The sequence below is a fragment of the Helicobacter sp. T3_23-1059 genome (assembly GCF_053654515.1).
Window position 1 is genome coordinate 1 of record NZ_JBSIUV010000075.1, and the last position, 7722, is coordinate 7722.

At 30.7% G+C, this 7722-nt stretch carries 14 protein-coding genes; all 14 read left to right on the forward strand.

All coding sequences use genetic code 11. The features are described from left to right. Positions 1-256, forward strand: a 256-nt coding sequence (locus ACWIX0_RS12310; RefSeq protein WP_454174282.1) for a hypothetical protein, incomplete at its 5' end; no start/stop codon positions are given. A 6-nt stretch (positions 257-262) separates the two neighbouring features. Next, positions 263-505: a hypothetical protein gene (locus ACWIX0_RS12315; RefSeq protein ID WP_454174283.1), complete on the forward strand. Its 243-nt coding sequence runs from the start codon at positions 263-265 to the stop codon at positions 503-505. After that, the gene (locus tag ACWIX0_RS12320) at positions 506-814 is read left to right on the forward strand and encodes a hypothetical protein (protein ID WP_454174284.1); all 309 of its coding nucleotides are present in this window, start codon (positions 506-508) and stop codon (positions 812-814) included. Beyond that, positions 807-1613 (forward strand): hypothetical protein, encoded by an 807-nt coding sequence (locus tag ACWIX0_RS12325; RefSeq protein WP_454174285.1) that lies wholly within the window; start codon positions 807-809, stop codon positions 1611-1613. Before ACWIX0_RS12320 ends, ACWIX0_RS12325 begins: the two co-directional genes overlap by 8 nt. A 33-nt stretch (positions 1614-1646) precedes the next feature. Continuing rightward, a complete protein-coding gene (locus ACWIX0_RS12330) occupies positions 1647-2285 on the forward strand; it encodes a hypothetical protein (RefSeq protein WP_454174286.1) in 639 nt (212 codons plus the stop codon). Positions 2286-2307: 22 nt separating this feature from the next. Further along, positions 2308-3117, forward strand: coding sequence for a hypothetical protein (locus ACWIX0_RS12335; RefSeq protein ID WP_454174287.1), 810 nt, complete (start codon positions 2308-2310; stop codon positions 3115-3117). Positions 3118-3119: 2 nt separating this feature from the next. Beyond that, positions 3120-3749 carry a hypothetical protein gene (locus tag ACWIX0_RS12340; protein ID WP_454174288.1) on the forward strand — a complete coding sequence of 210 codons (630 nt, stop codon included), beginning with the start codon at positions 3120-3122 and terminating at the stop codon, positions 3747-3749. Positions 3750-3759: 10 nt separating this feature from the next. Further along, complete coding sequence (locus ACWIX0_RS12345; protein WP_454174289.1) at positions 3760-4095, forward strand: hypothetical protein; 336 nt, start codon at positions 3760-3762, stop codon at positions 4093-4095. Between the two features lie 90 nt (positions 4096-4185). Next, positions 4186-5091, forward strand: a complete 906-nt coding sequence (locus ACWIX0_RS12350) for a hypothetical protein (RefSeq protein ID WP_454174290.1) — start codon at positions 4186-4188, stop codon at positions 5089-5091. 444 nt (positions 5092-5535) lie between these two features. Beyond that, the gene (locus ACWIX0_RS12355) at positions 5536-6168 is read left to right on the forward strand and encodes a ribonuclease domain-containing protein (protein WP_454174291.1); all 633 of its coding nucleotides are present in this window, start codon (positions 5536-5538) and stop codon (positions 6166-6168) included. Positions 6169-6176: 8 nt separating this feature from the next. Further along, entirely contained in the window at positions 6177-6641 is a 465-nt protein-coding gene (locus ACWIX0_RS12360) for a hypothetical protein (protein WP_454174292.1), read from the forward strand. Positions 6642-6678: 37 nt separating this feature from the next. After that, complete coding sequence (locus ACWIX0_RS12365; RefSeq protein WP_454174295.1) at positions 6679-6819, forward strand: hypothetical protein; 141 nt, start codon at positions 6679-6681, stop codon at positions 6817-6819. Continuing rightward, positions 6819-7145 carry a hypothetical protein gene (locus ACWIX0_RS12370; RefSeq protein WP_454174293.1) on the forward strand — a complete coding sequence of 109 codons (327 nt, stop codon included), beginning with the start codon at positions 6819-6821 and terminating at the stop codon, positions 7143-7145. Before ACWIX0_RS12365 ends, ACWIX0_RS12370 begins: the two co-directional genes overlap by 1 nt. A gap of 73 nt (positions 7146-7218) precedes the next feature. Next, on the forward strand, positions 7219-7659 hold the full coding sequence (locus ACWIX0_RS12375; protein ID WP_454174294.1) for a hypothetical protein: 441 nt from the start codon (positions 7219-7221) through the stop codon (positions 7657-7659). Positions 7660-7722: the final 63 nt, after the last annotated feature.

Sequence of the window (7722 nt, forward strand, 5' to 3'; positions counted from 1 at the left end):
CCTCCATATTTTAACTAAAAATTCACTTGCCCTAAAAAGCGATGAGAATCTAACAATAAATGTCAATGATTTCTATGCAAAGAGCAAAAATGAAGTGAATCTTTATGTGGGCGATTGTATAAATTTGTATGTGTCAAGCGATTCTAGTATTGAATTAAGCAAGGATAAAATCATACTAAAAGTCAAAGATAGTGAGCTAACGCTAGATGAAAATGGTTTAACCGTAAATAAGCCTGTGAATGTGAAAAAGAGGTAATAATATATGGAAAAAAGCACTCTTTGCATAGAATTTTTTGACTTTGATTCTGGCAAAAAGATTGAGAATGGACGCGCAGAAATCAAAAATATAGATAATAAAAATATGGAGATTTGCACAATAGTCAATGGAAAAGTTACGCTAAGTATCGACAAAGAACATATTGCAGATTTTTATAGTGTTTGTTTATCAATGATGATGGAAGCAAACAAAGCCCTTATTTTCTTGCTAAAACACGCAAAGAAATAAATGGTAAAAATACGCTTATTGACACCACACAAAAACTTATCAACGCAAGAAGTTATGCAAAATGCAATGCAGTCTTATAAAGCTATGAGTTTTATTGCAAATGAAAATCTGAGTTTGGAAGCAGATTCGTTAAACTCTGAAATACAAAGCGATTATAGCCTAAATGTAGGCAATGAAGCCACGATAAAGGTAAATGAAACAATGATAAGTGCTAAAAGTGATTCTGTCATCATAAAAGCAGGTGGCGTAGAAGTTATTATAGATTCTGGTGGATTAGTAGTCAAAGGTGGGGAGATAAAGAGTGAATAAGGGCTTTGATATTTTTCTTTTTGGTGGATTTCCTTATAAAAATGGAAGTTTGGATATGCAAAAAATAAGGCTATATAGCTTTGTGCTAAATGCTACACGAATCTGTGCCACTATAAATATTTTACTTGGTTTTGTGATTTTAGAGATTTATTTTAAGCAAAATTCTATGTTTGCAAACTTTTATGATATTGTGATGCGCGTTGGATTATGCTTTTTTGCTATATGTTGCGTGATATTTATTTTGCTATTTTTGCATTTTTGTAGTTTTAGAGAGCCAAAACAAACAAAGCAAAATCTAATCTTGCTTACCCCATTTTGTAGCGATAGAAAAACAAAAATATTGCGATTTATTAGCGTATTTTGCATATTGCTTGTTTGCGTGATATTTGGATTTTTAAGTGTTTTATATATTGGTTTTTTGCTTGTTTGTGTCCTATTTTTAGCTACACCACGCATAAAATCTGTATATACGCAAAATAAAGAGCTTTTTGCAGAATTTTGCATTTTATTTGGGGTTATCTCTATTGGCTTGTATCGCATAAAAAATGATGAAAGTTTGTATTATTGTGAATATATATTTTCACAATCAGTAATTCCTATGAGAATACAGCAAATCGTGCGTTGTGAGCGCAAAGATAATCATATCATTAAACGCAGAGTTTTTGGGTTTCTAAGTGATATAGATTCTATTGCATTGATAGATTTTCTAAACAAAAGGTCGATTTTGCAAAATAAAACAAATAGCGCACAAAATACAAAGATTTGTGAAAAGGAAACAAATGTTGCGCGGAAATTATAATCTACAAAAAAATAATTTCAGGGGAGATAAATAGTGAATAACAATACAAAAAATATTAACAAATCAGCATTAGATTCACAAGGCGAGATTATATTTGAAATAAAACATAATCTTATTTGGTGGAATTATTGTGGATTGATTTTTTGTATTTTGATTGGTGTCATTATGGTGTTTGCCGTAATCAATACAATAAATGACTATGATAAGTTGAGCGAAAAAATTGTGGCATTGTGCTTTTTGCTATGTGGTATTTTTTTGATTTGTTTGCCGCTAAAAGATATGTTTTATCAAACTAAAAATAGATTTTATATTACAGATAAAGGTATAGGTTTTGAGCGTAGAAATTGGTTTAAAATACAAAAAAGATTTTTTATATTTGGGGAAATTGGCGTAACGATAGGACAATCAAGTTCTATGAATATTTTTTCACCTACTTATTTTTTTAACATTTTCCCACTAGGACAAAAAAGATTTGATTTTAAAAATAGATATTTCTTTGCTATATCCTCTTGGAATAAAACATATTTATCCCAAAAACTACACAATGAAATCGCAGGGCAATCCTATTTATATGACTTTTTAGTGCAAAAAACCAAACAATCTTTAATGTCCAAAGGCATAAATATAGATTCACTGCCCTATAATTTAGAAAATCAATTTAGGTTTGTTTAAAAAAGCAATAAAGGAAACTAAAATGTCAAAAGAAAATAATTCGCAAAAACAATGTGAGAAATTTAAAGAAGTGGGCAAAAAACATAACTTTGATTTTTTGCTATTAAATAGCTTTGGGACGAAAAATGAGCGATTCATAAATCAAATCATAAATATTTTGCTAAAAGAAGGTGCTGTTTTTGTTGGTTCTTTGGGTATTATTCATAGTCTGCAGTTTGCTTTTCCAGCTATTATTTTAAATGCTTTAAATCTTTGTTTTATCTTAATTTGCGTGATTTTTATCTATGTAAATGTGGTTTTGTTTATAAATGGGCATAGCAAAAAGCCACCAGATAATATTGTGCTTGTTTGCAAAGCAAAAAGTAAAATCCATCACAAGTTGCTTGATATGCTTGAATTTGTATTTTTTATGGGATTCTTTTTTGCATTTATGATGCTTGCAATAGTTTCTTTATGTCCTGCTGTTTTTGGAATCTGGCTTTGGCTTGTGAATATTGCAAAGCCATTTTTATTAAAAGAAGTCGTGCTTTATGAAAATTGTGTTATCGTGCGATATAGGATTTTAGGTGATATAAGGTTAGGATTAGAAAATCTAGCATTGATAGGCGAGGGAGTTAGTGGAAAAAATGAAATTCTTGCTAGGATAAAAAAAGAAGAAGGTGTGATTAGATTTTGGATAATTTGTTACAATATCGATAGCTGGGATAATAGACTAGAAAATAAAGCACAATTAAAAGAATGGCTTGATAAAAGATTAGGATTTAGTGTAGATAAGATTTCATATCCCAAAGCCTTGAAAGGCTTATGGTTAAATAGAATGTTGAGGGACTAACAATGGATTATGAATCAGAGTGCATAATTTTTGAAGCAAAAAGCAAATTAAAATGGTGGTGTTATATATTGCTATATGTTGCATTGATTGTGTGTTGCTATATGATATGTATTGCGCTTTTAGATTTTATAAATAATGCTTTATCAAGCGGACTTTTGATTTTTATGCTAATATTTTTTTTGATTCCACTTGGCGTTGCGATTTTGTATAATCTATTTTATTGTAGTAAAAATAGATTATATATCACAGAGCAAGGTATAGGATTTGAAGCGCGACATTGTTTTAGAATGCAAAAGAAATTTTTTAGGTTTGGGGAGGTGGGTTTGCATAATTCTACCATTATGGCGACATTTGCTCCATTGCATAAGTTTTATAGATTTGCAGTTTTTCCGCTAGGCTACGCAAAATCTAGTCTTGTGAATCTAAGCCCATTAGTTAAGTCTAAAAATATTCATTTGGTTTTTATTGTCGCTTGGGACGCATATATTAGCGATAAATTTTACGATAAAATAACCGAACAAAATTATCTAAAAGAATTTCTTATCACAAAAACCAAAGAATCTTTAATCGCTAAAGGCATAGATATAGATTCATTGCCATATAATTTAGAAAATCAATTTAGGTTTATTTGAAGGAAAATAAATGACGCAAAATAACAATTCACAAACAATAGGTTTAACATTTGGCTTACCTAATAGTGCAAATAAGGGCGTTGATATAAAGGCTGGAATAATAGATTCTAATCCAAATTCTAGTCAAAATTATAACCATAAAATCTATGACTACAATGACAAAAATAAAGGTATAGCCACTTTTCAAAGTTTAAAGTTTTGCATTGACTGCTCTATTTTGGAATCTCATTTTTTAACTTCAACAAATGCAACACACGCTATCAAATCTGGCGAATCTTTTGATGATAATGCTAAAAATATCAATGCAAATCCTTTTTCTTATCAAGATTCAGCAATCAAAGCATAAGAAACAATAAATGACGATGGCACTTCAACTCTCACAATAGAATCTAAACAAGATATATTTGCCTATCAGGGCAGGACAGCTGATTCGTTAATGAGTGGGATAAGTGGAATATTTAGCGGTATAGATAAAGGGCTAGAAAAAGCTATGAGAATGTTTGGTGATAATCGATTAAGGTTTGCTCAACTTGTTTTTAAGGCAGAAGATTTTTCGGTAAGTTTTGCCTATAATTACAATACAAATGCAAAAGATACAGTTAAAGCATTAGTAAGCATAGGGGCAGTGTCAATAGTTGGGAGTGTTATTGCTAAAAGTATTATAGTTGCTTTTGGTGTAGTAACTGCACCTAAACTCATAGTAATAGGTGCAATTTCGGCAATCCTAGCTGGAATACTATTAAACACTAACGCTGGAAAATCTGCTGTTGATTGGGCAACTGATAAGATGCGCTATCTCATCAATTTTATAGAATCCAAACTGCAAGATTTTTTCACAAAATTTGATTCCAATCCTAGTGCTTATGAGCTAGTAGAAAATCCCACTCTAACAGAGCAAGACTACCAATCCCTAATAGAACTTTTATTGCACAAAGATTCTAATGCCAATGACATAGACGCACTTTTGCGGACTTTTCCAAATTATCTTGTTAATCCCGCTAATCAAAACAACAAAAATGCAAAATCTAACATTACCACTTCTAATGTTAGCAATGCTATTTGTATGAATATCAAAGCACAATGCTTTAATCATAAAAATGAGATTTTAGCAAACAAAGAAATCTATGTATATTCGCCTAATTTTAATGCTTTTGTAGATAGGGCAAAAAGTGATAATAATGGCTTTATAGAGTTTAATAACGCTTGTGTAAGCAGTAAAATGACTAATTCAGATTTGTATTTTGTGCTAAATAGATATGGGTTAGATGAGGAACAAAAAGATTTTCATATCAAAATATCTCCCTCTAAAACCATTCAGCCAAAAGATAAAAAAGCAAAGTAGCTAATAGAGCAAAAACTAATCTTTGATAAACATATCCCTAAAGCCATAGAATCTAATGATGTTATAAAGCCTAATATCAAAGTAGTTTCAATAGAATCTATCCAAGATAATCAAACAAATTCCCCTCCAAACAACAATGCGTTTAGTAACCAACAAAAGAGTAAATATTTTATTACGCTTAAGGCAAATTATGATATTAGAGATTCGCAAAAAAGGCACATACAAGGCGATAAAGATAAATATCTAAATGATTCCATAGCAACGCATCAGCATAAAACACAATGGGGTTATGTAGTATTTGATAAAGATGAGGATATAGATAAATCCTTAATGGAGATTACACAAACAACTCCGCTTATGTATTCTAAAGCATTTAAGAGACTAGACAACATAAAAGGACAAAGAATAAGATTGCCATTTAGAGATGAATGGGAGGATAAACAAGTGAGATTTTTTGCTTATCTATGGCGACCTAGCAAGAATGTGGGTGTGAATGTGGAGATGCAAGAAATAAATTATGTTGTCTTGTATAATGAAAACATAGAGCAAAAATCATTTTTTGATAACATAACTTGGCAAGATGTAGCTATTGAAATTATTCTATTGCACCCTATTTTAAAGGGTGCAAATGCTGTATTTAAATTGGGTAAATCGAGTTTAAGATTTTTTAGTAAAACAAAAATAAATCAAAAAATAGCAAAACAATATTCACAAAAAAAGATTACCATCAAAAAATCCAAAAAAGCAAAATCTAAAACAAACAATATTGCAGAGGTTAGATTAAATTCCCTCCACAAAGATACACAAGAGGCTTATTATGGTTATAAAAGGCATAAATGGCAAGGTAAATATCCTAACCAAGATATAAACGCTAAAAATCCAAGCGCAATAAGAGCAAATGGAACTTTCCACAACAGTGATAAACTATTACCCGAAAATCTCACAACTTCTAAAGGTTACAAAGAATACGATGTTGTAAATAAATATGACCCAAGACGATTTGTAAGGGATATGGATAATGGCGATATATATTATACGACAGACCATTATAAAACTTTCGTAAAAATCATTGAATAGGAGTTACTATGAAATACACAACGCAAGACAAAAAAGACAATAAAATCTACAAAGTAAAAAGCCTAGATGAGATTACCTTGAAAGATAGCGATGATTTATTTGTAGTCAAACTTGATGGCTCAAAACTGCATACTTATGATGAATTTGTAGCCACTGCGAAAGCTGCTTTTCAAACGCCTACTGATGAGAGTATGTTTTGGTTGCATACACCTAGTAATCCTTTGCTTTGCTGGATAAATGATTTAGAATGGTTGATTGGTAAATTTGAACGCTTTGTTTTGATAATAGAGCATTGGGATAAGGCATTAGATAAAGAGACAGCCGATAAGAAACAAAAAATTATGCAATCTTATTTGCAAGATGTTTGTAACTTTTGGGGATATGAGATTTTAAACATTAGAGGCAATGGCTACCTTGAGACTGAATATGAAATCAACAAACCACGAGAGTTTAATATTTATTTGGTTGGGTAAAAATTGCTTCTATCATACTCCTAGAGTAGGTGATGAAGTGCTTATTAGCTTTTTAGATAATGCCATTGATAAACCCTATATTAGTGGTAGCTATGGATTTGATAAAGGTGATATAAAAGCAGACAAACAAGGCATTGAATACGGTAATGAACTTAGACTAAGATATGGGAGACTTTAATGATTAGAAAACTAAAAATATTAGGCATTGTAATCTTTGTCTTAGCATTACCGTTTATTTTGTTTCCTATAAATTTTATCATTATTTTTAAATTGGAACATAATTTTGGAGTCCAAAACGGACTAATTCCCATTGGCTGTTGCTTTGGCACAAGTGTTATATTGTTTTATTTGTTGATAATAATATTTTTCAAAGCAAAAGATATTTATATAGTTGATTCTTATTTAGCGGCATTATGTCTGCTTTCTGCGTGGATATGGTTGATGTTTATTGCTGGAACTGTGTATTATTTTTTATATTTTGGTTCACCATATAATGGTGGTTAATATTGATTGTGTTACACTTTTTAGGCGACACAATCAACAAAACTTTTATAAAAATCATTGAATAGAATATGCGATGAAATACACAATGCAAGACAAAAAAGACAATAAAATCTACAAGGTAAAAAGCCTAGATGAAATTACTTTGCAAGATAGCGATGATTTGTTTGTCGTCAAACTTGATGGCTCAAAACTGCATACTTATGATGAATTTGTAGCCACTGCGAAAGCTGCTTTTCAAACGCCTACTGATGAGCGTATGATTTGGCTTAATGAGGCGGGAAATACTTGGAATTGTTGGATAGAGTATTTAGATTGGCTTTTAGATTTAGATTTTAATTCTTTTGTTTTGATTGTGGAAAATTGGAGCAAGGCATTGGATAGAGATAGCAAAGATGAAAAAGAATATCTTTTATTAGACTTTCAATATGCTTGTGATTTTTGGGGATATGAGATTGCAGAAGTCAGTCTTGGTAATGTTGAACCCAAAGAGTTTAATATTTATTTGGTTGGGTAAATTAAGCACAATGTTTTCGCTATATTTTAAGGATTTAAGCTATAATCACGCCTTTAAAATTTA

Coding starts and splice junctions, on each gene's coding strand:
- ACWIX0_RS12315 (WP_454174283.1), top strand. CDS start 263: ATGGAAAAAAGCACTCTTTGCATAGAATTTTTTGACTTTGATTCTGGC.
- ACWIX0_RS12320 (WP_454174284.1), top strand. CDS start 506: ATGGTAAAAATACGCTTATTGACACCACACAAAAACTTATCAACGCAA.
- ACWIX0_RS12335 (WP_454174287.1), top strand. CDS start 2,308: ATGTCAAAAGAAAATAATTCGCAAAAACAATGTGAGAAATTTAAAGAA.
- ACWIX0_RS12340 (WP_454174288.1), top strand. CDS start 3,120: ATGGATTATGAATCAGAGTGCATAATTTTTGAAGCAAAAAGCAAATTA.
- ACWIX0_RS12345 (WP_454174289.1), top strand. CDS start 3,760: ATGACGCAAAATAACAATTCACAAACAATAGGTTTAACATTTGGCTTA.
- ACWIX0_RS12350 (WP_454174290.1), top strand. CDS start 4,186: ATGAGTGGGATAAGTGGAATATTTAGCGGTATAGATAAAGGGCTAGAA.
- ACWIX0_RS12360 (WP_454174292.1), top strand. CDS start 6,177: ATGAAATACACAACGCAAGACAAAAAAGACAATAAAATCTACAAAGTA.
- ACWIX0_RS12370 (WP_454174293.1), top strand. CDS start 6,819: ATGATTAGAAAACTAAAAATATTAGGCATTGTAATCTTTGTCTTAGCA.
- ACWIX0_RS12375 (WP_454174294.1), top strand. CDS start 7,219: ATGAAATACACAATGCAAGACAAAAAAGACAATAAAATCTACAAGGTA.